This is a genomic window from Streptomyces sp. NPDC051172 (genome assembly GCF_040682555.1).
Lineage (GTDB): Bacteria > Actinomycetota > Actinomycetes > Streptomycetales > Streptomycetaceae > Streptomyces.
Genome location: NZ_JBFBBE010000020.1, coordinates 37,347 through 60,776, shown reverse-complemented (window position 1 = coordinate 60,776; position 23,430 = coordinate 37,347). Strand labels below are relative to the sequence as shown.

Sequence of the window (23,430 nt, the reverse complement as noted above, 5' to 3'; positions counted from 1 at the left end):
AGCAAACCCCGCCAGGGATCACCTGGCGGGGTTCGACCTCATCGATCTGCCGAGATCACTCTTCGTTCAAGGCAGCTCGCAGGTAGGCGATCAGATCACCGGCCGGAACCTGGACCCAGGTGGCCTCGGGCGCCCCGACGCGCATCACCTCACAGCGTTCCCCGTCCAACTCGTCCACCAGAACCTGACGGCTCGTTCCGTCCAACGGATCGACCTGCAGGCGCACGGCGCCGTGCGTGATCGACGGGAACATGTTCCGCAGTACCTCGTCCACCCGGAGGCGCATGGCATGTACACGCAGAACCGCCACAGGGTTTCGGTTCGGCTGGATCGTCGTAGGCCTTCGCACCCCGGTGAAATTTCCGAATTCGGGCAAGCGGGGGGCGGTTTCGGGGGCTGTCGGATCGTAGGCTGCGGCTCATGTGCGGAATCGTGGGATACGTGGGGTCGCAGTCGGCGCTCGATGTCGTGATGGCCGGGCTGAAGCGGCTGGAGTACCGGGGTTACGACTCGGCGGGTGTCGCCGTGCTGGCGGACGGGGGGCTGGCTGCCGCGAAGAAGGCCGGGAAGCTGGTGAACCTGGAGAAGGAGCTGGTGGAACGGCCGCTGCCGACGGGCTCGACGGGGATCGGGCACACGCGGTGGGCCACGCACGGCGGGCCTACGGATCCGAATGCGCATCCGCATCTGGACAACGCGGGGCGGGTTGCCGTCGTCCACAACGGGATCATCGAGAACTTCGCCCTGCTGCGGGCCGAGTTGGAGGAGCGGGGGCATGACCTCGCCTCCGAGACGGACACCGAGGTGGTCGCGCACCTGCTCGCCGAGGAGTTCTCGGCGTGTGCGGATCTCGCCGAGGCGATGCGGCTGGTGTGCCGGCGGCTGGAAGGGGCGTTCACCCTGGTCGCAGTGCATGCCGATGAGCCGGACGTGGTGGTCGGGGCGCGGCGGAACTCACCGCTCGTGGTGGGCGTGGGGGAGGGCGAGGCGTTCCTGGCTTCCGATGTCGCCGCGTTCATCGAGCACACGCGGTCGGCGGTCGAGCTGGGCCAGGACCAGGTCGTCGAGCTGCGGCGGGACGGGGTGACGGTGACGGGGTTCGACGGCAGCCCGGCCGACGTGCGCTCGTACCACGTCGACTGGGACGCCTCCGCCGCGGAAAAGGGCGGTTACGACTACTTCATGCTCAAGGAGATCGCCGAGCAGCCGAAGGCGGTCGCCGACACGCTGCTGGGGCGCATCGACGCGGGAGGTTCGCTGACGCTGGACGAGGTCCGGATCAGCGCCGCCGAGCTGCGGGAAGTGGACAAGGTCGTGATCGTGGCGTGCGGTACGGCTTTTCATGCCGGGCTCATCGCCAAGTACGCCATCGAGCACTGGACGCGGATTCCGTGTGAGGTGGAGCTTGCGAGTGAGTTCCGGTATCGGGATCCGATTCTGGGTGCGCGGTCGCTGGTGATCGCGATTTCGCAGTCCGGCGAGACCATGGACACGCTGATGGCGTTGCGGCATGCGCGGGAGCAGGGCTCCAAGGTGCTGGCCATCTGCAACACGAACGGGTCGACCATTCCCCGGGAATCGGATGCGGTGCTGTATACGCATGCGGGGCCGGAGGTGGCCGTCGCGTCCACCAAGGCGTTTTTGACGCAGCTTGTGGCCTGTTATCTGGTTGCTCTGTATCTGGGGCAGGTGCGGGGCACCAAATGGGGCGACGAGATCGGGGCCGTGATCCGGGACCTGTCGCACATCTCCGGTGAGGTCGAGCGCGTGCTGGAGACCATGGAGCCGGTACGGGAGTTGGCCAGGTCGCTCGCCGACAAGAACACGGTGCTGTTCCTGGGGCGGCATGTGGGGTATCCGGTCGCACTGGAGGGGGCTCTGAAGTTGAAGGAGCTCGCCTACATGCATGCGGAGGGGTTTGCCGCGGGGGAGTTGAAGCACGGTCCGATCGCGTTGATCGAGCCCGATCTGCCGGTCGTTGTGGTCGTGCCGTCGCCTCGGGGGCGGTCCGTCCTCCACGACAAGATCGTGTCCAACATCCAGGAGATCCGGGCGCGGGGGGCGCGGACGATCGTGATCGCGGAGGAGGGCGACGAGGCGGTCGTGCCGTACGCCGACCATCTCGTACGGATCCCTGCGACGCCGACGTTGCTGCAGCCCCTGGTGGCAACGGTGCCGCTGCAGGTCTTCGCGTGTGAACTTGCGACGGCTCGCGGCAACGAGGTGGATCAGCCGCGGAACCTCGCGAAGTCGGTGACGGTGGAGTAGTTCTTCACGCCATCGAGGAAGGCGGAGAAGGCTCCGGTCGGGAAGGTGAGGGTTGCCCTGGCCGGGGCTTTTGCCATCGCCAGGGCCCGATTTGTTCGGTAGGTGTTGAGCTGAGCCTCGGAATCAGTGAAGGCTGAGCCGTGCAGCGCGTCGCGGAGCACGGTGTCCAGGACCGCGCCTTGATGATCCTCCGCGCGCTGGAGAAGCGCGGCATCGCCGTCCCCGAGGAGACGCGGGAGCGCATGGGAGATCGCGTATCCACGGGGCAAGATCGAGAAGTGGCCGCCGGGGCCTCCGGCTACGCCGAGGGACTGCTCAGCGAGGGCGCGGCGGCCACCCCGGAATAGAGTGCCCGAATGAGCATCATCGGGGTCGGTATCGACGTGGCCGAGATCGAGCGGTTCGAGGCGTCGCTCAAGCGGACGCCCGGGATGGCGGAACGGCTGTTCCTGGAGAGCGAGTTGCTGCTGCCCAGCGGGGAGCGTCGGGGTGTGGCCTCGCTTGCCGCCCGGTTCGCCGCCAAGGAAGCGCTGGCCAAGGCTCTCGGTGCGCCGGCCGGGCTGCTGTGGACGGATGCCGAGGTGTTCGTCGAGGACAGCGGGCAGCCCCGGGTGCGGGTGAAGGGGACCGTGGCGGCGCGGGCAGCCGAGCTGGGGGTGCGGTCGTGGCACGTGTCGCTCAGCCATGACGCGGGCGTGGCCTCGGCGGTGGTGATCGCCGAAGGCTGAGGGCAGACTCGACCCCATGCGTACTGCGTACAGCGTGGAGACGGTAAGGGCAGCGGAGCGGGAGCTCATGGCGAGGCTTCCCGAGGGAGCGTTGATGCAGCGGGCGGCCGCCGGGCTCGCCGCCGCTTGTGCCGATCTGATCGGGCGCGTCTACGCCAGCCGGGTCGTGCTGCTCGTCGGGAGCGGGGACAACGGCGGCGACGCGCTGTATGCCGGGGCGCGGCTCGCCCGGCGGGGGGCGGCCGTTGCGGCCGTGTTGCTGGCGCCCGAACGGGCCCATGCCGGAGGACTTGCCGCCCTGTTGCGGGCCGGCGGGCGGGTCGTAGGCAGCGGGGCGGGCGCCGGGGCAGCTGCCTCCGCCGGGGTCGGTGCCGTCGAAGAGGTGATCCTTCGGGCCGATCTCGTCGTCGACGGGATCGTCGGGATCGGCGGGACGGGTGGACTTCGGCCTGATGCCGCGCAGTTGGCCGCGTGCGTCGAGGAATCCGGTGCCGCCGTCGTCGCCGTCGATCTGCCGAGCGGTGTCGACGCCGATACGGGGGAGGTGCGCGGTGCCGCCATCCGGGCCGATCTCACCGTCACGTTCGGGACGCACAAACCGGGGCTGCTGATCGATCCCGCGCGGGAGTACGCCGGGTCGGTGCGGCTCGTCGACATCGGGCTCGGGGAGGTGCTGCCCGCCGAGCCGGAGCTGGAGGCCCTGCAGCACGCGGACGTGGCGCGGTTGCTGCCCGTGCCGGGTGCCGAGAGTGACAAGTACCGGCGCGGGGTGGTGGGGATCGCCGCCGGGTCCGCGCGCTATCCCGGGGCCGCTGTCCTCGCCGTGTCCGGGGCGCTGAGGGGTGGTGCGGGAGCCGTGCGGTACGTCGGGCCCGCCGGGGACGCCGTCGTCTCGCGGTTCCCGGAGACCCTCGTATCGGATCAGGGGCCCGCGAAGGCAGGGCGGGTGCAGGCATGGGTGGTCGGGCCCGGCGCGGGGGACGACGCCGCGACCGTGGCCGAGGTGCTGGAAGCGGACGTGCCCGTGCTCGTCGACGCGGACGGGCTGCGACTTGCCGAACGGGATGCCGTACGGGCCCGCAGCGCCCCCACGCTCATGACCCCGCACGCAGGGGAGGCCGCCGCGCTGCTCGGTGTGGCGCGGGAGGAGGTCGAGGGGGCGCGGCTGGCCTCGGCGCGCGAACTCGCCTCGCGCTACGGGGCGACCGTGTTGCTCAAGGGGTCCACCACGCTCGTCGCCGACTGGGGTGGCGGGGTCGTGCGGGTCAATGCGACCGGGACGCCGTGGCTCGCCACCGCGGGCAGTGGGGATGTGCTCTCGGGGCTCGCCGGGTCGCTGCTGGCGTCCGGGCTCTCCGCGCTGGACGCGGGGAGTGCGGCGGCCTATCTGCACGGGCTGGCCGGGCGGTTTGCCGCCGACGGGGCGCCGGCCGGGGCGCACGACGTGGCCGAGGCGATTCCGGGGGCGTGGCGGGACGTGCGGAACTGACCGGGCGGCCTGGCCGCCGCTCGGTGCCGTCGATCGGGTGCGGTGTCATCGTGGCTGGTCGCGGCCGACACCGCTGCCGTCGCCCCGGCGGCACTCGTCGGAAAGGGTGAACCCGCCGCGCGCCGCTCCCGGCCTGTCGGCCCTGCGCGTTTCTCTGACTGCATGATCAATAGACATTTTGCGCATATCGCCTGCCAGGGTGTCGCGGTCGTGCTCGCCGCCGTCGCCGTCCTCCCTGCCGGCGCTCCCTCGGCCTCCGCCGCGCCCCCGCCTCCGGACCCGAGGTCGAGCTCGGTTCACCGGCCCACCGACGACGAGGATGCCGTGGCGGACGGGGATCTCGTCGAGGTCGTGCCGCACGAGGACGCCGCCGGGAAGGTGAAGTGCAGCCGGAGGACCGGGCCCTATCAGAGGGCGGTCGAGAAGTGGCTGAAGCTGAAGGTGGACGGGAAGCAGTCGGCCGCCGACTGCCGGGCTGTCCGGGACTTTCAGGAGCAGCACGGGATCAAGCCCGCGATCGGGTTCGCCGGGCCCGCCACCTGGGCCACCATGCAGCTCATCTCCGCCAAGGACGATCCGAACGCGAGGCACAAGTGCCCCGTGCGCAAGCACCGGGTCGCGTGTGTCGATCTCGACCGGCAGGTGACCTGGGTGCAGAAGGGCGGCGAGGTGGTCTACGGGCCCGTCCCGATGCGCAGCGGGCGGGTCGGGCACGCCACCCGGACCGGGTGGCACAAGATCTACTGGAAGCACAGGAACCACTGGTCGACGCTGTACAACGCGCCCATGCCCTATGCCCAGTTCTTCAGCGGCGGGCAGGCCTTCCACGGCGTCCACGACAGCATTTACACAACCCTCGGCTCCTGGGGGTGCATCAATCTGCGGCTGGACGATGCCCGGAAGCTGTGGCGGGTGCTGAAGAAGGGTGACCGTGTGTATGTGTGGGGACACCGGCCCGGGAAGTAGGCGCTTGGCAGGGGGCCGGTGCCTCGGGGGGTGTCCGACCCCTCTGAGACACTGGGGACGCCATGACTGAGACAGCAGCTGCCCCGACCGCGCCCCTGCGCGCCCGCGCCGAGATCGATCTGGCCGCCCTGCGCGCCAACGTGCGGACCCTGCGCGCCCTCGCGCCGGGAGCTGCCCTCATGGCCGTGGTCAAGTCCGACGCGTACGGCCACGGTGCCGTGCCGTGCGCCCGGGCCGCCGTGGCGGCGGGGGCCGCATGGCTGGGGACCGCAACCCCCGAGGAGGCGCTCGCACTGCGGGCCGCCGGTCTGCCCGGACGCATCATGTGCTGGCTGTGGACACCGGGCGGGCCCTGGCGGGAGGCCGTCGAGGCCGACATCGACGTGTCGGTGAGCGGGATGTGGGCGCTGGACGAGGTCACCGCGGCCGCCCGCGCGGCAGGCATTCCCGCGCGCGTACAGCTCAAGGCCGACACCGGGCTGGGGCGTAACGGCTGCCAGCCGGGGGAGGACTGGGCCGAGCTGGTCGCAGCCGCCCTGCGCGCCGAGGCCGAAGGGATCCTGCGCATCACCGGACTCTGGTCGCACTTCGCGTGCGCCGACGAACCCGGACACCCCTCCATCGACCTCCAGCTCACCCGCTTCCGCGAGATGCTCGCCTATGCCGAAGGCCGGGGCGTGCGCCCCGAGGTGCGGCACATCGCCAACTCGCCCGCCACGCTCACCCTCCCCGAGGCCCACTTCGACCTGGTACGGACCGGTATCGCCCTCTACGGCATCTCGCCGAGCCCCGAGATGGGCAGTCCCGCCGACTTCGGGCTGCGTCCGGTGATGACACTGTCGGCGTCCATCGCGCTCGTGAAGCACGTTCCGGGGGGCCACGGCGTCAGTTACGGGCATCACTACGTCACCCCCGGCGCGACGACCCTCGGACTCGTGCCCGTCGGGTACGCCGACGGCGTTCCGCGGCACGCCTCCGGGACCGGCCCGGTGCTGGTCGGCGGCAAGTGGCGGACCGTCGCCGGGCGGGTCGCCATGGACCAGTTCGTCGTCGATCTCGGCGGGGACGAGCCACCGGTCGGCACCGAAGCGGTGCTGTTCGGGCCCGGCGACCGCGGCGAGCCCACCGCCGAGGACTGGGCGCAGGCCGCGGGCACCATCGCGTACGAGATCGTCACGCGGATCGGAACGCGCGTTCCCCGCGTCTACGTGAATGAGCAACAAAGCGGGTAACCGCACAGAGGCCCGACAGTCCACGGACCGCCAGAAGTGCAGCACCCGTAAGCCGAGCAACATCAGGCAGTCGACCGACAGCGGTACCAAACAGGCAACACGTGTAACGCAAGCAACACCTGCATCACCCGACCCAGCGAACAGCAGTAATGATCCGGCGAAGAGGAGCGGTACGTGAGCGAGAGCAGTGCGGAGGCCGTCGCAGCAGCCGTCGCCTCCGCCACGGGGGCGGCCGGGAACTGGCGCAGGGCGACCGGCATCGCGGGCGCCGCGATAGGCGTGGTCGCCGCGGGCGCGGCGGCCGGAGTCGCCATAGAGCGGCTCACCGTCGGCCGCGGAATGCGGAAGAAGGCGCGGCTCGCGCTCGACTCGACCGGACCGTACGGGGCGCTGCGCGGCACGCCCGGCAAGGCCACGGCCGACGACGGCACCGAGCTGTACTACGAGGTCGACGACGTCGACCCGGACGCCGTCCCCGCGCTCGGCCCGCGCCGCCGCCGCCTGTTCGGCCGTAAGGCGCCCGCTCCCGTCACCGTCGTCTTCAGCCACGGCTACTGCCTCAACCAGGACTCCTGGCACTTCCAGCGGGCGGCCCTGCGCGGCGTCGTACGGACCGTGCACTGGGACCAGCGCAGCCACGGGCGGTCCGCGCGGGGTGCGCAGCAGGTGCAGGACGGCGTGCCGGTCAGCATCGACCAGCTGGGCCGCGATCTGAAGGCCGTCATCGACGCCGCCGCGCCGGAAGGCCCGATAGTGCTCGTCGGACACTCCATGGGCGGCATGACCATGATGGCGCTGGCCGACCAGTATCCCGAGCTGATCCGTGACCGGGTGGTCGCCACCGCCTTCGTCGGTACGTCGTCCGGGCGGCTCGGCGAGGTCAACTTCGGGCTGCCGGTCGCGGGCGTCAACGCGGTGCGGCGGGTGCTCCCCGGAGTGCTGAAGGCGCTGGGGCAGCAGGCCGCGCTGGTGGAGAAGGGGCGGCGGGCGACCGCCGATCTGTTCGCCGGGATCATCAAGCGGTACTCGTTCGCCTCGCGGGACGTGGACCCGGCCGTCGCGCGGTTCGCCGAGCGGATGATCGAGGGCACGCCGATCGACGTGGTCGCCGAGTTCTACCCGGCGTTCACGGAGCACGACAAGACCGAGGCGCTGGTGCACTTCGCGGATCTGCCGGTGCTGGTGCTGGCCGGGATCGGCGATCTCGTCACCCCCAGCGAGCACAGCGAGGCGATCGCCGACCTGCTGTCGGACGCCGAACTGGTGCTGGTCCCGGACGCCGGGCACCTGGTGATGCTGGAGCACCCGGAGGTGGTCACCGACCGGCTGGCCGACCTGCTCACCCGTGCGGGTGCCGTCCCGGCAGGAGCTACCGTGGGTGGCTATGGAAGCACCAGCAGCACCGCACAACCCGGCTGAGACCGAGGCCTCCGGGTCCCCCGCCGTGCCTTCTGCGGAGATCACCGTCATCTCCCCCGAGCAGATGCGGGACCTGGGTCGCCGCCTCGCCAAGCTGCTGCGCGCCGGCGACCTCGTGATGCTCAACGGGGAGCTCGGCGCGGGCAAGACGACGCTCACCCGCGGGCTGGGTGAAGGGCTCGGCGTCCGGGGCGCGGTCACCTCGCCGACCTTCGTGATCGCCCGTGTGCATCCGTCGCTGGGCGACGGCCCGCCGCTCGTGCATGTCGACGCGTACCGCCTGGGCGGCGGGCTCGACGAGATGGAGGACCTCGACCTCGACGTCTCGCTGCCCGAGTCGGTGATCGTCGTGGAGTGGGGCGAGGGCAAGGTCGAGGAGCTGACCGAGGACCGGCTGCACGTCGTCATCCACCGGGCCGTCGGAGACACCACCGACGAGGTGCGGCACGTGACCGTGACGGGGCTCGGGGAGCGATGGTCGGCGGTGGACCTGAGCGTGCTGTCCGCCTGATGGCCGCATGGCCGGCGCACAATTCCGTGAACGTTCCGACAAGACGTCGGCAAGATGTTGCATTCGGTGTCTTGTGCGTGGTCACATGGTATCCAGTTCCTAGTTAGGTGTACCTAACTCGGCCTGCCCCCGGGTCCTCAGGAGGCGTCCATGCCGGCCACCGAGAGCAACGCGCAGCCGCAGCAGCCGCAGAAGCCGTACGCCGTCGTAGCCGGTGTCTCCATGCGCGAACTACTGGCGTCGTGTGTCGCGGCGGACGCGGTCTCGACCCCGCCGCGGCTGCCGGACCCCGAGCAGTCCGGGCCATCGGCCCGGCAGCGGGAAGCCGCGTAGAGAAGCCGCTCAGGGGATCACGGCGATCTGTGCGCCGATCGTGGCGAACTCCCACAGGGCGGCGCCGTCCTTGCGGGACTCGCGGATGCCGCCCGTGCGCACTGTCGGGTCGGGTGCCGCCGGCGAGGTTCTGACCGCCGCGCTGAAGCCGACGGGGACGCCTTCCACGCTGGTGAAACGCACGACGTGCTCGATGGTGGTCCCGTCGGTGCCGATGGCGGAGTTCGAGCGGGAAGTGACCCCGTAGACGCCGGGCGCCGGGTCGACATTGCCCGGGGCGACCGTGAAGCTGCGCAGGACCTGGTTGTGCGCGTCGACCAGCCAGACCCGGTCGGAGCCCACCGAGTAGACGACACGCTCCCCGGCGCCGGACGCGGCGGGCGGCAGGTCCGGGTGGCGCTGGGCGCCGGGCGCTCCCGGGACGGCCACGGTGGGTGAGGCGCTCGCCTGCGGCTTGCCGAAGGCGGCCGGCGCGGTCACCGAGGCCCGGTAACCGAGGAAGCCGACGGTGGCCAGGGCGGCCACGGTGAGCCCGAACACGAATCCGGAGCTGCTCCTCGCCACGGCCGCCACCTGCCCCATTCGCCTCGAACGTCATGCTTTGCGGCGACCGTAGCAGCCCGTACACGCCTGACCGGGGCGGCGATGCCCGAGGTGGGGGCCCGTGTCGGACGCCCCGCGACGCCCGGCACGCACCACCCCCTCTCGGGATCGCACGCTGCGCCACGCTCGAACAACCTCGCGCGGAACCCCATGGCGCCGCGGGGCCCGCGCCTCCGGGCGGACGACTGGGCGTCCGACACGGGCCCCGGGAGCCGTAGGCTGTTTGCGTGCTCTTGCTCGCTCTGGATACCGCAACCCCAGCCGTGACCGTCGCTCTGCACGACGGCACGGACGTCATCGCCTCCTCGAGCCAGGTGGACGCCCGCCGGCACGGCGAGCTGCTGCTGCCGGCCGTCGACCGGGTGCTCGCCGAGGCCGGGCTCGGGCTCGACGCCGTCACCGGCATCGTCGTCGGCATCGGGCCCGGCCCCTACACCGGGCTGCGCGTCGGCCTGATGACCGCGGACACCTTCGGGCTCGCGCTCGGTGTCCCCGTGCACGGCGTGTGCACGCTCGACGGTCTGGCGTACGCGGCCGACATCGAGAAGGGCCCCTTCGTCGTGGCGACCGACGCCCGGCGCAAGGAGGTCTACTGGGCGCGCTACGCCGACTCCCGGACCCGGCTGACCGACCCCGCCGTCGACCGGCCCGCCGACATCGCCGACCGGGTGGCGGGGCTGCCCGCCGTCGGCGCGGGCGCGCTGCTGTACCCGGACACCTTCCCGAACGCGCACGAGCCGGAGCACGTGTCGGCCGCCGCGCTCGCGAGCCTGGCCGCCGAGCGGCTGGCCGAGGGCGAGGAACTGCCCGAGGCCCGGCCGCTGTACCTGCGCCGCCCGGACGCCCAGGTCCCCAAGAACTACAAGGTGGTCACCCCCAAGTGACCGAACCCGTGACCTCTCGACTGCGCGAGATGCGCTGGTGGGACATCGACCGCGTGCTCGAACTGGAGAAGGACCTCTTCCCCGAGGACGCCTGGTCCCGCGGCATGTTCTGGTCGGAACTCGCCCACGCCCGCGGCCCCGAGGCGACCCGCCGCTATGTCGTCGCCGAGGACGGCGAGGGGCGGGTGGTCGGGTATGCGGGCCTCGCCGCCTCCGGGGACCTTGCCGACATCCAGACGATCGCCGTCACCCGCGAGCAGTGGGGCACCGGGCTCGGCGGACGGCTCCTCGCCGAGCTGCTGCGGGCCGCCACCGCCTTCGAGTGCGCCGAAGTGATGCTGGAGTGCCGCATCGACAACATCCGCGCCCAGAAGCTCTACGAGCGCTACGGCTTCGAGGCCATCGGCTTCCGGCGCGGCTACTACCAGCCCGGCAATGTGGACGCCCTGGTGATGCGTCTGACCACGCAATCCGACAGCGGCTCCGCCGCGGGACCGACTTCCGAACGAGAAACCGAGATCCATGGCTGACGAACCCCTGGTCCTGGGAATCGAGACCTCCTGCGACGAGACCGGCGTCGGCATCGTCCGGGGCACCACCCTGCTGGCCGACGCCGTCGCCTCCAGCGTCGACGAGCACGCCCGCTTCGGCGGCGTCGTCCCGGAGGTCGCCTCCCGGGCGCACCTGGAGGCGATGGTGCCGACCATCGACCGCGCGCTGAAGGAGGCGGGGGTGAGCGCGCGGGACCTGGACGGCATCGCGGTCACCGCCGGCCCGGGTCTGGCCGGTGCCCTGCTGGTCGGCGTGTCGGCGGCGAAGGCGTATGCGTACGCGCTGGGCAAGCCGCTCTACGGCGTGAACCACCTCGCCTCCCACATCTGCGTGGACCAGCTGGAGCACGGCGCGCTGCCCGAGCCGACGATGGCGCTGCTGGTGTCCGGCGGGCACAGCTCGCTGCTGCTGTCGACGGACATCACCTCGGACGTACGTCCCCTGGGCGCGACGATCGACGACGCGGCCGGCGAGGCCTTCGACAAGATCGCTCGGGTGCTGAACCTCGGCTTCCCCGGCGGCCCGGTCATCGACCGCTACGCACGCGAGGGCGACCCCTCTGCGATCGCGTTCCCGCGCGGGCTGACCGGTCCGCGCGACCCGGCGTACGACTTCTCCTTCTCCGGACTGAAGACCGCCGTGGCCCGCTGGATCGAGGCCAAGCGGGCGGCGGGCGAGGAGGTGCCGGTGCGGGACGTGGCGGCCTCCTTCCAGGAGGCGGTCGTCGACGTGCTGACCCGCAAGGCCGTACGGGCCTGCAAGGACGAGGGCGTCGGGCATCTGATGATCGGCGGCGGTGTGGCCGCCAACTCCCGGCTGCGCGCGCTGGCGCAGGAGCGGTGCGAGGCGGCCGGCATCCAACTCCGCGTGCCCCGGCCGAAGTTGTGCACCGACAACGGGGCGATGGTGGCCGCGCTCGGCGCGGAGCTGGTGGCCCGCAACCGGGCGGCGTCGAACTGGGACCTGTCCGCCGACTCCTCGCTGCCGGTGACCGAGGCGCACGTACCCGGGCACACGCACGACCACGATCACGTCCACGAGGTCAGCAAGGAGAACCTGTACTCGTGACGGTCGCGTTGATGTGGGAGGCGCGGGCGGCCGAGGGCCGGGGCGAGGAGCTGCTCGCCTGGGCGCGGGCCCAGGAACTCCCGGCGCGACCGGTGCGCCGGGAGACCTTCCGGGCCGCGCAGGACCGCGTCCTCGTCATCACCTGGTGGGACGCGGCCCCCGACGCCGAGCTGCCCGAACTGCCCGAGCCGGCCGGCGAGCTGGTCATGCGGGCGGTGCACCGGTGGCGGTTCGAGTCGCTGGGGGAGGGCTGAGCGGCGAGTACGCCAGCTGCCGCTCCCCGTCCTCGTCGGACACCCGCCACAGCAGCTTGCCGTGCCGGCGTTGCCAGAGGCCGCCGACAGCCGCCTTGGCCAGGTAGTCCGAGGCCACCAGCAGAACGAAGACCCAGATGTCGGACCAGACGTAGACGAGGCCGGCCGCCAGCGCGAAGAGGAAGACGGAGCGCACCGCGGTCTCTTCGCGGCCGGACGCCTGGTCGGCCTCCGGCAACGGGCCCGCGGACTCGAAGTCCCGGCGGTGGCCGAAACGGGTGGAGCGCACGAGTGCCGCGATGACCAGGAAGGCGAGGGCCGCGATCGCGGCGTTCTGCGTGTCGGTGGCCGACCACTGCCGGCTCTCCCGCGTGCCGACCGCCATCGCCGTACCGGCCACGATCCCGGCCAGCTTCGCCGCCCCTGACGCCAGTTCGTGGCGCACGTATCCGACCATCGCATCCCCCGGGTTCCTCGGCCCGGGGTCACCCGGCTCCCGACACCTCCGTCTCGCAGCGCAGGCGCCGCTCGCTGCCGAGCACCCGCACCGGGCCGCTGAGCTGGAGGTGTGCCGTGTGTCGTACCTCTGCGCTCGACGTGGCCAACCGTAGTTCGAGGGCGCCCGGCTCGACCACCCGGCGGCCCGAACGGTCGGTGAACGCCGAGAGGTCGGTGTGGAAATGGAAGGTGACCCGGGAGGCCTCTCCCGGGTCCAGCTCCACCCGCCGGTAGCCGATGAGGCGTACGTCCGGGCGGGTCACCGAGGCCACCGGGTCGTGCAGGTAGAGCTGCACGACCTCCGTACCCGCCCGCTCGCCCGCGTTGCTGACGGTGACCGTCACGTCGTACGAGCCGTCCGTGCCGATCTCCGCCCCGGCGGACTCGGACTCCCACGCGAACCTCGTGTACGAGCGGCCGTGGCCGAAGGGGTACAGCGGGGTCGGGTCGAGGTTGCTGACCTCGCCCGCGAGGCCCAGCGGGGGCTGGAGGTACGTCCACGGCTGGCCTCCGGGGTCCCGCGGGACGCTCACCGGGAGGCGGCCCGAGGGGTTGACGCGGCCCGACAGCACTCCCGCCACCGCCGGGCCGCCCTCCTCCCCGGGGAAGAACGCCTGCACCACCGCGGCCAGCCGTCCGTGCCAGCGGCCGAGGGCGTACGGGCGGCCGGTGAGCAGGACAAGCACCACGGGGACTCCAGTGGCGACCAGCGCGTCCAGCAAGTCGCCCTGTACGCCCGGAAGTCGGAGATCCGTCACATCGCAGCCCTCGCCCGAGGTGCCCCGCCCGAACAGGCCCGCCCGGTCGCCGAGGACCGCCACGCACACGTCCGCCTCGGCGGTCCGCGCCACCGCCTCCTCGATCCCCGACAGGTCCGGGTCCGAGGTGTCGCAGCCCTGAGCGAACGTCACCTTGGCGTCCGGGAGTTCGGCGCGCAGCGCCTCCAGGACGGTCGGGATCTCCACGCCCATGGGAACGTCGGGGTGGTGGGCCAGGACGTGGGACGGGAAGGAGTAGCAGCCGAGCATCGCCAGCGCGTCGGCCGCGCGCGGGCCCACCACCGCGACACGGGTGTCGGGCGGAAGGGGAAGGACCCCGGCCGGGTTGTCCAGGAGCACCACCGACTCCTCGGCGAGACGGCGGGCCAGGGCCCGGTTCGCGGCCGAGTCCAGGTCGATCACGGCGGCGGGCTCGGGGTTCCAGTCCTCGTCCAGGAGGCCCAGCTCGCACTTCTGGAGCAGCACCCGGCGGGCCGCGCGGTCCACCAGCGCCTGAGGTACCGCGCCCGCCCGTACCGCCTCCAGCAGGGGCTTGCCGTAGCACTTGAGCGTCGGCAGCTCCACGTCGATGCCGGCCGCCAGCGCCGCGTGCGCCGCCTCGGCGGGGGAGCCCGCCACCCGGTGCAGGGTCTCCAGGAAGCCGATGCCGAAGTAGTCCGCGACCACCGTGCCGGTGAACCCCCAGTCCTCGCGCAGGAGTTCCGTCAGCAGCGACGGGTCCGCGGAGGCCGGGATACCGTCCGTGTCGGTGTACGCCGCCATGACCGAGCGGGCCCCGCCCTCGCGCAGCGCCAGCTCGAACGGCGGCAGCGTCACGTCCGCGAACTCGCGGATGCCGGCCCGGACGGGCGCGAGATTGCGGGCGCCCGCCGAGGACGCGTACCCGGCGAAGTGCTTGAGCGTGGCGACGATCCCGGCGGACTCCAGTCCGCGCACATAGGCCGCCCCGATCGTGCCCACCAGGTACGGGTCCTCGCCGATCGTCTCCTCGACCCGTCCCCAGCGCGGGTCGCGTACGACGTCCAGGACCGGGGCGAGGCCCTGGTGCACCCCGGCCGTGCGCAGGTCGCCGCCGATGGCGCGGGCCATCTCCTCGACCAGCGGCGGATCGAAGCTCGCGCCCCAGGCCAGCGGGACGGGGTAGGCGGTGGCGCCCCAGGCCGTGAACCCGGCCAGGCACTCCTCGTGCGCCACGGCCGGGATGCCGAACCGGCCCGCCTCGGTGATACGGCGCTGGGCGCGGGCCAGTGCCTGCGCGCCCAGCGCCGGGTCCACGGGGGCGGTGCCGTAGGAACGGGTGAGCTGGCCCAGGCCGTGGGTGATCAGCTCGTCCCAGTCGTAGTCGGCGGTCATCTCGCTCTGCAGGGGGGCGACTCCGTCGCCGTCCGTGGCGGCGCCCACCCACACGCCGTACAGCTGGGCGGTCTTCTCCTCGAGGGTCATCCGGGAGAGGAGGTCGTCGACGCGGGCGGCGGCGGGCAGGGCGGGGTCACGCCAGGGGGCGGTGGTCATGAAACTCCTGCTCTGGTCGAGTGGGTGGGGCCCTCTCACGAACGCTGGCAAACTCTGGCGACGAATGTTTCGCTATGTATATCGAATGTTCCGGGAACCTAGGCCCGTCCGGAGGCTTCGTCAAGAGGCCGTGCAGGGATACGATCGCCGCCATGACACCCCCGGAGCCCGTTGAAACGCGGACGACAACCCCGACGGTGGGCCGGTCGGCACAGACCGCGACGCTCGCCGAGATCGCCCGCGAGGCCGGCGTGTCCGCGCCGACTGTTTCGAAGGTCCTCAACGGCCGCGCGGACGTGGCCCCGGCCACCCGCGGCCGCGTCGAGGAACTGCTGCGCGCCCACGGCTACCGGCGCCGACGAGCCGAGGCGAGCCGCTCGCCGCTGATCGACCTGGTCTTCCACGAGCTGGAGAGCGCGTGGGCGATGGAGGTCATCCGGGGCGTGGAGAACGTGGCCCGGGACGCGGGCCTCAGCGTGGTGCTGAGCGAGAGCGCCGGGCGGCTGACACCCGGGCGGACCTGGGCGGACCAGGTCGCCGCCCGCCGCCCGCACGGCGTGGTCCTGGTGCTGTCCGGGCTCGACGAGTCCCAGCGGGCGCTGCTGACCAGCCGCTCCATCCCGTTCGTGGTGATGGACCCGGCAGGCGACCCCGGCGTCGACGTCCCCTCGATCGGCGCGACCAACTGGCAGGGCGGTCTGGCCGCCACCCGGCACCTGATCGAACTCGGCCACACCCGCATCGGCGCCATCACGGGACCGTCCCGGATGATGTGCAGCCGCGCCCGCGTCGACGGCTACCGGGCCGCGCTGGAGACCGCGGGCCTGCCGGTCGACCCGGCGCTGATCGCGACCGGCGACTTCCACCACGAGGCCGGCTACCGGCAGGGCCTGGAGCTGCTGCGTCGCCCGGACCGGCCCACCGCGGTGTTCGCGCTCAACGACCTCCAGGCGCTCGGTCTGTACGAGGCCGCGCGCGAACTGGGCCTGCGCATCCCCGAGGACCTGAGCGTGGTCGGCTTCGACGATCTGCCCGTCGCGCGCTGGGTGGGGCCGCCGCTGACCTCCGTACGGCAGCCGCTGACGGAGATGGCGGAGGCGGCGGCCAGGCTCGTCCTCGACCTCGGGCGGGAGGACCAGGCGCCGGTGGCCACCCGGGTGGAACTGGCGACCAGCCTGGTGGTGCGCAGCAGCACGGCACCGCCACCGGCGTGACGAACGTGCCCTGGGTGGCCGGAAGTTGACGTATTGACGGGTGGTACGGCCGCCTCCACACTCCTCCGAAGCCAATCGGTTGCACGACCGAAACTTTCGGAGGCACCCGCGATGAGATCTCTGAGAACATCTCTGAGTACTTCTCTGAGAACAGGCTCATTCCTGGCGGCTCTCGCCACCGGCGCCGCGCTGCTGTTCACGGCACCCGCGGCGCACGCCGCCGATACCCCGCTGCGCGACCTCGCCGCCGCCAAGGGCAAGGTCATCGGCACGGCGGTGACCGGCTCCAAGCTCACCGGGACGTACGGCGACCTCGCCGGTGCGCAGTTCAACTCGCTGACCCCCGGAAACGCCATGAAGTGGGGCTCGGTCGAGCCCACCCGGGGCAGCTTCGACTGGACGGAGGCCGACCAGATCGTCGCCTTCGCACAGGCCCACAACCAGCAGGTGCGCGGCCACACCCTGGTCTGGCACAACCAGAACCCGAGCTGGCTGACCAACGGCAGCTGGACGGCGGCCCAGCTCGGCAGCCTCCTCCAGAACCACATCTCCACCGAGGTCGGCCGCTACAAAGGCAGGATCACCGCCTGGGACGTGGTCAACGAACCCTTCAACGAGGACGGCACCCATCGGTCCGACCTCTGGTACGACACCCTCGGCGCGGACTACATCGCCAACGCGCTGACCTGGGCACATGCCGCCGACCCGGCCGCCAAGCTGTACATCAACGACTACAACGTCGAGGGCGTCAACGCGAAGTCGACCGCCCTGTACAACCTGGTGAAGGACCTCAAGAACCGGGGTGTCCCGATCGACGGCGTGGGCCTGCAGGCACATCTGATCCTCGGTCAGGTGCCCTCCTCGTTGCAGCAGAACATCCAGCGCTTCGCCGACCTCGGCGTCGACGTGTCGATCACCGAGCTGGACGTGCGCATGGCGCTTCCGGCGGACAGCACGAAGCTCGCCCAGCAGGCCGCCGACTACAGGTCGGTGCTGAACGTCTGCGTGGCCGTCACCCGGTGCGCGGGCGTCACGGTCTGGGGCTTCACCGACTCCGACTCCTGGGTGCCGAGCACCTTCCCCGGCTACGGGGCGGCCACGCCGTACGACGAGAACTACGCGCCGAAACCGGCGTACCACGCGATCGCGGAGGCCCTCGGCGGCACGACGACCCAGCCGCCCTCCGGTGCCTGCACGGCGACGTACAGCGTGACCAGCCAGTGGAACACCGGGTTCACCGGCCAGGTGACGATCGCCTGCTCGGGCGCCTCGCTGTCGTCCTGGAAGGCGAACTGGACGTTCGGCGCGGGCCAGCAGATCACCCAGGCCTGGAACGCCATCTGCAGTCAGTCGGGCGCGGCCGTCACGTGCACGAACGCCTCCTACAACGGCTCGGTGCCGGACGGCGGTTCGGTGAGCTTCGGCTTCAACGGGTCCTGGAGCGGCGGCAATCCGGTGCCGACGGTGACGCTGGGCTGAGCGTGAGAATTTCCGAAGAAAACCGTTTCACGCCGTCGTCACTAACAATCCCCTAATAATTCGGACTTACGTTCCTGTCCGTGACGGGACACGAGGACAGCGCGGACGCGGGCAGACCCGGGGGCCGGCGGTCGAAAGCACTGAAGGCCGTCGGCCTCACCGTGGCGGGCCTGCTGGTGCTGGGCGCGGGTGCGGCGGGCTGGGCGTACTGGCATCTCGACCACAACATCAAGAGCGTCGACATCAACCAGGCCCTCGGCGACGACCGCCCCGCGAAGGCGGTGATCACACCCTCGCCGTCCGCCTCCCCCCTCCCGACCGGTTCCCTGAACATCCTGGTGCTGGGTTCGGACTCGCGCGACGGCAAGGAGAACAAGGCGCTCGGCGGGGGCGACAGCTCCGGCGCCCGCTCCGACACGGCGATGGTCGTGCACATCGACGCGGGCCGGAAGAAGGCCACCGTCGCCAGCATCCCGCGCGACACGCTCGTCACCCGTCCGTCCTGCCCGCTGAAGTCCGGCGGGGCGACGGCGGTGGCGTACAACTCGATGTTCAACAGCGCCTATTCGGTGGGCGGCGCGGTCTGCGCCGTGAAGACGGTCGAGTCGGTCACGAACGTCCGCATGGACCACTACATCGAGATCGACTTCTCGGGCTTCGCGAAGCTGGTGAACGCGCTCGGCGGCGTCACCGTGACCACCGACCAGGACATCAACGACGACGACAGCCACCTCCACCTGCAGGCGGGCACCCACACCCTGAACGGCACGCAGGCGCTGGCCCTGGCCCGTACCCGGCACGGCATAGGCGACGGCAGCGACCTCGGCCGCATAGGCCTGCAGCAGAAGCTGGTGAAGGCGCTGCTGGAGCAGATCTCCTCGACGAACCTGTTCACCGACCCGGCCAAGCTGTACACCGTGGCCGAGGCGGTCACCAGCAGCCTGACCACCGACACCGGCCTGGGCTCGCTGAGCCAACTGGTCGGCCTCGGCGAGAGCCTGAAGGGCCTGTCCCCGGACCGGGTGAAGACGGTGATGATGCCGGTGGTGACCGCGCCCTCGGACCCCAACCGGGTGGTGGCGAAGGAACCGGCGGCGAGCGAGCTGTGGCAATCCCTGCGCTGAAAGTGAGCCGTGGGACTACAACCATCGGGTGACACCGGGGGTCTCCTGGGTGACTGCATTGCCGTAACCAGGGGGATTTCAGATGTCCATCTCGCGTTCGTGCAAAGCAACTTGGTCCGTGCCGTTGATCGCCGGTGTGCTGGCGCTCGGGGGTGTCCCCGCGCTGGCGGGCAGCGCCGCGGCCGCCGCCCCGAAGACCGTCCGGGACGACTTCGACGGCGACGGTTACAAGGACCTCGCCATCGGTGCCCCGGGCGCCACGGTCGGCGGCCAGAAGGGGGCGGGCGAGGTCGTCGTCATGTACGGCGGCCCGCACGGCCTGACCAAGGACCGGCGCACGGTCATCAGCCGTGCCAGCAGCGGCATTCCGGGCAGCCCCCAGGCGGGCGACAGCTTCGGCATCCAGCTGTCCAAGGGCGACCTGGACGGCGACGGGCGCACCGACCTGATCGTCGGGGAGGCCTCCCCGGTACGCGACGCGGTCGTCGTCTGGGGCGGCAAGAGCGGCCTGTCCGGCGGGGTGTCGGTGCCCGCCGCGGTCACCCAGGCCGGCGACTTCGACGGTGACGGCAGGCAGGACCTCGTGCTGTTCCGCGGGGGCCGCTCCGGGCACGACGAACCCGGGGGCACCACGGCCACCGTCTGGACCGGCCCGATCTCCCGTACCGGCAAGCCGGCCGCCACCAGGGCCTTCGGCGCGACCGACTTCCAGTACGACGACGTCCTGGACACCGCCGCCGGCGACGTCAACGGCGACGGACGCGACGACCTCGCGCTGACCGACTACATCGGCGAGGGCGCCTCCACCTCCCGGTTCTACCTGGCCAACGCCTCCTCGGACGCCTTCACGCCCGCCAAGGCCCCCGAAGGCGACGGCGGGGTGGCCTTCGGCGACATCAACCACGACGGCTACGCCGACGTCGTCCGGGGCGCCGAGAACTACAACACGATCACCGTGGCCCTCGGCTCGGCCTCCGGTCTGAGGCCGGAGTCCACATGGAAGACGTACAGCCAGAACACCGAGGGCGTCCCCGGCGGCAAGGAGACCGTGGACGAGTTCGGCGCCGCGGTGGCGGTCGGTGACATCAACGGCGACGGCTACGACGACGTGGCCGTGGGCGCGCCCGCCGAGGAACTCGGCTACAACGACGGGGCCGGCATGGTGAACGTCCTGTACGGCACCCGGAGCGGTCTGACCGGCAAGGGCGCCCAGGGCTTCACCCAGAACACCAAGGGCGTCCCGGGAGCCGTCGAGACGAGCGACAACTTCGGCGGCGCGGTCAGCCTCCTCGACATCAACGGCAACGGCTACGCGGACCTCGCGGCGGCGGCGGCCCACGAGAACGCCGGCGACGGCGCGGTCTGGTCCCTGCGGGGGCGTCCCACGGGCATCGTGACGGACGCGGCGTTCACCTTCGGCGGGCGGACGGTCGGGGCGCCGTACACGAAGGCCGCTTTCGGCTGGGAGCTGTCCTAGCAGGTTCTGGCAGGTCAGGGCTCCGGGAAAAAACTCCGAAGAAATCCGCGGAGTCTGTCGATCCCGGCCTCTCCCGGTCGACGCACTGGTGAGAGGCCGGGAAGGACCGGCCCCGTAGCGATCGAGGAGTCACCATGCCGCGTTACCTGTCGATGGTCCAGATCGACGAGAAGACCGCCCCCGCCGAGGGTCCCAGCGAGGCCCTGATGCAGCGCATGGGCGAGCTGATCGAGGAGATGACGAAGGCCGGGGTGCTGCTCGACACCGCCGGGCTCACGCCGACCGCGCAGGGGACCCGGGTGCGGTGGGAGAACGGGCAGCTGTCGGTGACCGACGGCCCCTTCACCGAGGCGAAGGAGGTCGTCGGGGGGTACGCGATCATCCAGGCCAAGGACATGGCCGAGGCGATCGAGTGGACCAAGCGCTTCCTGAAGGTGCACGAGGAGCACTGGACGGTCACCTGCGAGGTCCGGGAGATCATGGAGGGCTGAGCCGCTTCCTTGGCTGCGGGGACGTACGGGTGTCGAATGGGGGGTTGTGACCTCACAGCCCCCCACCACCGATGCCCGCTCCTGCGTGGAGACGGTCGTGGAGACCGTCTTCCGCATGGAGTCGCCGCGCATCATCGCAGGTGTCACCCGTGTCGTCCGGGACGTCGGCATCGCCGAGGAGCTCGCGCAGGACGCGCTGGTCGCCGCGCTGGAGCAGTGGCCGCGCGACGGCGTTCCCGACAACCCGGGCGCCTGGCTCACGGCCGTCGAGCGGCGCCGGGCCGTGGACCTGGTCCGCCGCCGGGAGAACTACGCCCGCAAGCTGACCGAGATCGGCCGGGACCTGTCGGAGACCGCACCGCCCCAGGAGCCCGCCGACCCCGAGGACATCGACGACGACCTGCTGAGGCTCGTCTTCACCACCTGTCACCCGGTGCTGTCCGCGGAGGCCCGCACCGCCCTCACCCTGCGCCTGCTCGGCGGTCTGACCACGCCGGAGATCGCCCGCGCCTTCCTCGTCCCGGAGCCCACGGTCGCCCAGCGCATCGTCCGCGCCAAGAAGACCCTCGCCACCAGGAACATCGCCTTCGAGGTGCCCTACGGCCCCGAACGCGAGGCCCGGCTCGGCTCCGTCCTCGACGTCATCTACCTGATCTTCAACGAGGGTTACGCCGCCACGGCCCTCGACGACTGGCTGCGCCCCGCACTGTGCGAGGATGCGCTGCGCCTGGCCCGCGTGCTGTCCGCTCTGATGCCCAAGGAGCCCGAGGTGCACGCCCTGACCTCCCTCCTGGAGTTCCAGGCGTCCCGTGCGGCCGCCCGCACCGGCCCCGACGGGGAACCCGTCCTCCTCAAGGACCAGAACCGCCGCCGCTGGAACCGCATGCTCATCGCCCGCGGCATCACGGCTCTCCACCGCGCCGACGCCACTGCCACCGGCGCCCCGGGCCCCTACGCCCTGCAGGCCGCCATCGCCGCCTGCCACGCGCACGCGTACACCTACGAGGAGACCGACTGGAAGAGCATCGCGACGCTGTACGGCCTGCTCGCCGCCCGCGCCCCGTCCCCCGTCGTCGAACTCAACCGCGCGGTCGCCGTCTCCATGGCGGAGGGACCGGCGCAGGGGCTGGCGATCGTCGACGCCCTGGCCGCCGAACCCACCCTGCGCGACTACCACCTGCTGCCCAGCGTGCGCGGCGACCTGCTGGCACGGCTGGGGCGTACGGCCGAGGCGCGCGAGGAGTTCGTACGGGCGGCGGGACTTGCGCGCAACGAGCGGGAGCGGGAGCTGCTGCTGCGCCGTGCGGCCGATCCGTCCTGATCAGGCGGAGTGCCCGAGCAGCATGGTCGGCGCCCCCGCCACCCGGGTCAGGAACACGGTGGCCGAGCCCGGTCCCTGGGGCTTGACCTTCTTCCGCAACTCCTCCGGCTCCACCGCCGACCCCCGCTTCTTCACGGTCAGCGTCCCGACCCCGCGCTCCCGCAGCAGTGCCTTCAACTTCTTGACGTTGAACGGGAGTTGATCGGTGATCTCGTACGAGGCTGCATACGGCGTCGGCCGCAACTCGTCGGCGGTGACGTACGCGATGGTCGCGTCGACCAGCCCGCCGTCCAGCTGCTCGGCCACCTCGGCGACCAGATGGGCCCGGATGACGGCGCCGTCCGGCTCGTACAAGTACCGTCCGACGGGCCGGACTCGGGGGTCCGGCAGGCTCTTCCCGAGCAGCGTGCGCGGCCCCGGCAGCAGTGTCGCCCGCACCGCCCCCGGGTCCGTCCCGAACCACAGCACGGCTTCTTTCACATCCCCGCCGTCCGAGATCCACTCGGCCTCGGCGTCGGCGGGCACGGCCTCGTGCGGAATGCCGGGTGCGACCTTGAGCGCGGCGGCGCGGGACGCCTTGCGGGCGGCCTCGACGGCCCACGACAGGGGTGGCGAGTAGGCCTCCGGGTCGAAGATGCGGCCGCGCCCGCCGCGCCGGGCCGGGTCGACGAACACGGCGTCGTAGCCGGCCGTGTCCACCTCCGTGACGTCCGCCTCGCGCACCTCGATCAGCTCGGCCAGCCCGAGCGCGTCGGCGTTCGCGCGCGCCACGGCCGCCGTCGCCGGATCCCGGTCCACGGCCAGCACCCGGATCCCGGCCCGGGCCAGGGCGATGGCATCGCCGCCGATCCCGCAGCACAGGTCGGCGAGCGAGGTGACCCCCAGCGCCTTCAGCCGCTCGGCCCGGTAGGCGGCGACACTCGCCCGGGTCGACTGCTCCACCCCGTTCGGCGTGAAGAACATCCGCTCCGCGTCCTCGGTGCCGAACTTGGCCGCCGCCCGCTGCCGCAGCCGCGCCTGCCCGAGCGCCGCCGACACCAGCTCGGCGGGATGTTCGCGGCGCAGCCGGGTGGCGACGGCGAGCTCGTCGGCAGGGGCGGTGCCGCGCACCTCGTCGAGGAGAGCGCGGCCTTCGGGGGTGAGCAGGTCGGCGAGGTCGTTCACCGGCCCATTGTGGGCCAGTCGGGGGACGGTACGCCTCCGGCCGCGTGGCGGGCCGGGATCCGGA

Annotated in this window: 24 protein-coding genes and 1 pseudogene; 19 read left to right on the top strand and 6 right to left on the bottom strand. The window is 71.7% G+C overall.

What is annotated here, in order from left to right; all coding sequences use genetic code 11:
• Positions 1-55: 55 nt before the first annotated feature.
• Positions 56-274 (bottom strand): hypothetical protein, encoded by a 219-nt coding sequence (locus tag AB0N07_RS14910; protein WP_365834906.1) that lies wholly within the window; start codon positions 272-274, stop codon positions 56-58.
• 146 nt (positions 275-420) lie between these two features.
• Here AB0N07_RS14910 and glmS point away from each other — a divergent pair, with 146 nt between their 5' ends.
• Positions 421-2,268, top strand: a complete 1,848-nt coding sequence (gene glmS, locus AB0N07_RS14905; protein ID WP_365834904.1) for a glutamine--fructose-6-phosphate transaminase (isomerizing) — start codon at positions 421-423, stop codon at positions 2,266-2,268.
• On the opposite strand, the pseudogene AB0N07_RS14900 reads toward glmS, so the two are convergent.
• Positions 2,229-2,438, bottom strand: a pseudogene (locus AB0N07_RS14900) (DUF397 domain-containing protein); the annotation flags it as partial. The gene glmS and the pseudogene AB0N07_RS14900 sit on opposite strands and share 40 nt — an antisense overlap.
• Here AB0N07_RS14900 and AB0N07_RS14895 point away from each other — a divergent pair.
• The 8 genes from AB0N07_RS14895 to AB0N07_RS14860 all read left to right on the top strand — a co-directional run bounded on the left by AB0N07_RS14895 (position 2,409) and on the right by AB0N07_RS14860 (position 8,946).
• On the top strand, positions 2,409-2,615 hold the full coding sequence (locus AB0N07_RS14895) for a hypothetical protein (protein ID WP_365834995.1): 207 nt from the start codon (positions 2,409-2,411) through the stop codon (positions 2,613-2,615). The pseudogene AB0N07_RS14900 and the gene AB0N07_RS14895 sit on opposite strands and share 30 nt — an antisense overlap.
• A 9-nt stretch (positions 2,616-2,624) precedes the next feature.
• On the top strand, positions 2,625-2,996 hold the full coding sequence (locus tag AB0N07_RS14890; protein ID WP_115906428.1) for a holo-ACP synthase: 372 nt from the start codon (positions 2,625-2,627) through the stop codon (positions 2,994-2,996).
• A 16-nt stretch (positions 2,997-3,012) separates the two neighbouring features.
• On the top strand, positions 3,013-4,485 hold the full coding sequence (locus AB0N07_RS14885; RefSeq protein ID WP_365834902.1) for an NAD(P)H-hydrate dehydratase: 1,473 nt from the start codon (positions 3,013-3,015) through the stop codon (positions 4,483-4,485).
• 162 nt (positions 4,486-4,647) lie between these two features.
• Positions 4,648-5,451: a L,D-transpeptidase family protein gene (locus AB0N07_RS14880; protein WP_365834900.1), complete on the top strand. Its 804-nt coding sequence runs from the start codon at positions 4,648-4,650 to the stop codon at positions 5,449-5,451.
• A gap of 62 nt (positions 5,452-5,513) precedes the next feature.
• A complete protein-coding gene (alr, locus tag AB0N07_RS14875; protein WP_365834898.1) occupies positions 5,514-6,683 on the top strand; it encodes an alanine racemase in 1,170 nt (389 codons plus the stop codon).
• A 174-nt stretch (positions 6,684-6,857) separates the two neighbouring features.
• Entirely contained in the window at positions 6,858-8,102 is a 1,245-nt protein-coding gene (locus AB0N07_RS14870; RefSeq protein WP_365834896.1) for an alpha/beta hydrolase, read from the top strand.
• Positions 8,068-8,613 (top strand): tRNA (adenosine(37)-N6)-threonylcarbamoyltransferase complex ATPase subunit type 1 TsaE, encoded by a 546-nt coding sequence (gene tsaE / locus AB0N07_RS14865; protein WP_365834894.1) that lies wholly within the window; start codon positions 8,068-8,070, stop codon positions 8,611-8,613. The genes AB0N07_RS14870 and tsaE overlap by 35 nt, the downstream gene beginning before the upstream one ends.
• Before the next feature lie 150 nt (positions 8,614-8,763).
• Positions 8,764-8,946 (top strand): hypothetical protein, encoded by a 183-nt coding sequence (locus AB0N07_RS14860; RefSeq protein ID WP_365834892.1) that lies wholly within the window; start codon positions 8,764-8,766, stop codon positions 8,944-8,946.
• A 9-nt stretch (positions 8,947-8,955) separates the two neighbouring features.
• On the opposite strand, the gene AB0N07_RS14855 is transcribed toward AB0N07_RS14860, so the two are convergent.
• On the bottom strand, positions 8,956-9,510 hold the full coding sequence (locus AB0N07_RS14855; protein WP_365834890.1) for a hypothetical protein: 555 nt from the start codon (positions 9,508-9,510) through the stop codon (positions 8,956-8,958).
• 266 nt (positions 9,511-9,776) lie between these two features.
• Here AB0N07_RS14855 and tsaB point away from each other — a divergent pair, with 266 nt between their 5' ends.
• The 4 genes from tsaB to AB0N07_RS14835 are packed head-to-tail and all read left to right on the top strand — an operon-like array spanning position 9,777 to position 12,307.
• A complete protein-coding gene (gene tsaB, locus AB0N07_RS14850) occupies positions 9,777-10,433 on the top strand; it encodes a tRNA (adenosine(37)-N6)-threonylcarbamoyltransferase complex dimerization subunit type 1 TsaB (protein ID WP_365834888.1) in 657 nt (218 codons plus the stop codon).
• Positions 10,430-10,963 carry a ribosomal protein S18-alanine N-acetyltransferase gene (rimI, locus tag AB0N07_RS14845; RefSeq protein WP_365834886.1) on the top strand — a complete coding sequence of 178 codons (534 nt, stop codon included), beginning with the start codon at positions 10,430-10,432 and terminating at the stop codon, positions 10,961-10,963. The genes tsaB and rimI overlap by 4 nt, the downstream gene beginning before the upstream one ends.
• Positions 10,956-12,053: a tRNA (adenosine(37)-N6)-threonylcarbamoyltransferase complex transferase subunit TsaD gene (tsaD, locus tag AB0N07_RS14840; protein ID WP_365834884.1), complete on the top strand. Its 1,098-nt coding sequence runs from the start codon at positions 10,956-10,958 to the stop codon at positions 12,051-12,053. Before rimI ends, tsaD begins: the two co-directional genes overlap by 8 nt.
• Positions 12,050-12,307, top strand: coding sequence for a hypothetical protein (locus tag AB0N07_RS14835; RefSeq protein ID WP_365834882.1), 258 nt, complete (start codon positions 12,050-12,052; stop codon positions 12,305-12,307). The genes tsaD and AB0N07_RS14835 overlap by 4 nt, the downstream gene beginning before the upstream one ends.
• On the opposite strand, the gene AB0N07_RS14830 is transcribed toward AB0N07_RS14835, so the two are convergent.
• Together AB0N07_RS14830 and AB0N07_RS14825 are read right to left on the bottom strand one after the other, a co-directional pair.
• The gene (locus tag AB0N07_RS14830; protein WP_365834881.1) at positions 12,258-12,752 is read right to left on the bottom strand and encodes a hypothetical protein; all 495 of its coding nucleotides are present in this window, start codon (positions 12,750-12,752) and stop codon (positions 12,258-12,260) included. The two genes, AB0N07_RS14835 and AB0N07_RS14830, sit on opposite strands and share 50 nt — an antisense overlap.
• A 40-nt stretch (positions 12,753-12,792) precedes the next feature.
• Complete coding sequence (locus AB0N07_RS14825; RefSeq protein WP_365834879.1) at positions 12,793-15,096, bottom strand: glycoside hydrolase family 3 N-terminal domain-containing protein; 2,304 nt, start codon at positions 15,094-15,096, stop codon at positions 12,793-12,795.
• 152 nt (positions 15,097-15,248) lie between these two features.
• Between AB0N07_RS14825 and AB0N07_RS14820 the strand changes: the two genes are divergently transcribed.
• From AB0N07_RS14820 to AB0N07_RS14795, 6 genes are all read left to right on the top strand, one after another.
• Complete coding sequence (locus AB0N07_RS14820; RefSeq protein WP_365834877.1) at positions 15,249-16,310, top strand: LacI family DNA-binding transcriptional regulator; 1,062 nt, start codon at positions 15,249-15,251, stop codon at positions 16,308-16,310.
• Positions 16,311-16,421: 111 nt separating this feature from the next.
• Positions 16,422-17,789, top strand: coding sequence for an endo-1,4-beta-xylanase (locus AB0N07_RS14815; RefSeq protein WP_365834875.1), 1,368 nt, complete (start codon positions 16,422-16,424; stop codon positions 17,787-17,789).
• A gap of 80 nt (positions 17,790-17,869) precedes the next feature.
• Entirely contained in the window at positions 17,870-18,913 is a 1,044-nt protein-coding gene (locus AB0N07_RS14810; RefSeq protein WP_365834873.1) for an LCP family protein, read from the top strand.
• A 118-nt stretch (positions 18,914-19,031) separates the two neighbouring features.
• Positions 19,032-20,390 (top strand): FG-GAP-like repeat-containing protein, encoded by a 1,359-nt coding sequence (locus AB0N07_RS14805; RefSeq protein ID WP_365834871.1) that lies wholly within the window; start codon positions 19,032-19,034, stop codon positions 20,388-20,390.
• A gap of 134 nt (positions 20,391-20,524) precedes the next feature.
• On the top strand, positions 20,525-20,881 hold the full coding sequence (locus AB0N07_RS14800) for a YciI family protein (RefSeq protein WP_365834869.1): 357 nt from the start codon (positions 20,525-20,527) through the stop codon (positions 20,879-20,881).
• Positions 20,882-20,996: 115 nt separating this feature from the next.
• Positions 20,997-22,202, top strand: coding sequence for a sigma-70 family RNA polymerase sigma factor (locus tag AB0N07_RS14795; protein ID WP_365834989.1), 1,206 nt, complete (start codon positions 20,997-20,999; stop codon positions 22,200-22,202).
• Here AB0N07_RS14795 and AB0N07_RS14790 read toward each other — a convergent pair whose 3' ends face one another.
• Positions 22,203-23,366 (bottom strand): class I SAM-dependent methyltransferase, encoded by a 1,164-nt coding sequence (locus AB0N07_RS14790; RefSeq protein ID WP_365834867.1) that lies wholly within the window; start codon positions 23,364-23,366, stop codon positions 22,203-22,205. It abuts the gene before it with no gap.
• Positions 23,367-23,430 lie beyond the last annotated feature (64 nt).